The organism is Mesorhizobium sp. (genome assembly GCF_004962925.1).
Classification (GTDB): domain Bacteria; phylum Pseudomonadota; class Alphaproteobacteria; order Rhizobiales; family Rhizobiaceae; genus Mesorhizobium.
Genome location: NZ_SUEO01000204.1, coordinates 1 through 360 on the forward strand (window position 1 = coordinate 1; position 360 = coordinate 360).

Annotated in this window: 1 protein-coding gene; it reads left to right on the forward strand. The window is 66.4% G+C overall.

Features of this window, described 5'->3' with window-relative positions:
- Positions 1-360: molybdopterin cofactor-binding domain-containing protein (locus E5W87_RS28625; RefSeq protein ID WP_292405191.1), on the forward strand; the 360-nt coding region annotated here is incomplete at both ends.

Genomic DNA, 360 nt, shown 5'->3' on the forward strand with positions numbered 1-360 from the left:
GGCTGGAAGCGGGCGTCGGCATCGCCGAGTGCCTCGAAGCGCTCCGGTCGCATTGGGCGCGTGCGCTTGTCGATGCCGAGTTGTTCAACGCCGGCAGCAGCACAAAAAAACGTGGCGTCGGCGTCGCCTCCTGCTGGTACGGCTGCGGCAACACCTCGCTGCCCAATCCGTCGACCATCAGGGTCGGCATCTCCGCCTCCGGCGACGTCATCCTGCATCAGGGTGCGGTCGATATCGGGCAGGGCTCTAACACCGTCATCAGCCAGATCTGCGCCGACGCGCTCGGCCTGCCGCTCGAAAAATTCCGGCTGAAAAGCGCCGACACGGCGATCACCCCGGACGCCGGCAAGACGTCCGCCT